At 35.5% G+C, this 332-nt stretch carries 1 protein-coding gene; it reads left to right on the top strand.

Going from position 1 to position 332, the window contains the following annotated elements; translation table 11 throughout:
- Nucleotides 1-56: 56 nt before the first annotated feature.
- Nucleotides 57-332, top strand: a 276-nt coding sequence (locus V6259_RS19720; protein WP_341585980.1) for a hypothetical protein, incomplete at its 3' end; no start/stop codon positions are given.

The raw sequence follows: 332 nt of genomic DNA, 5'->3' as shown, positions 1-332 counted from the left end.
TGTGCTTTTATTATGAGAAGTTAGTGTGTTGAAATAGGTGATAGAGGGCTAAAATCATGAAGAACTTATTTATATTAGTGCTATTTGCCACAATACTTTCCGGGTGGTCATCAAATGTAAAATTGTCCGGCCGTTATTTAAGTAATGTGGATCCAAGTGTAGATATTGCGAAAACGTCATCTATTCTTGTGGCATCAAACAGCAAGGGAGATCGGCTGACTAACAGGCGCTATATGCCTGATATTATTAGTGTTTTTAAAGCTCGTGGCTTTACTAACATCTCTGAAACAGCAAAAGATCCAGATTATAAATTAATTGTGAATTTTTCTTCT

The organism is Marinomonas sp. TI.3.20 (genome assembly GCF_038155025.1).
Classification (GTDB): Bacteria; Pseudomonadota; Gammaproteobacteria; order Pseudomonadales; family Marinomonadaceae; genus Marinomonas; species Marinomonas flavescens.
This window is presented reverse-complemented; position numbering and strand designations above follow the sequence as displayed.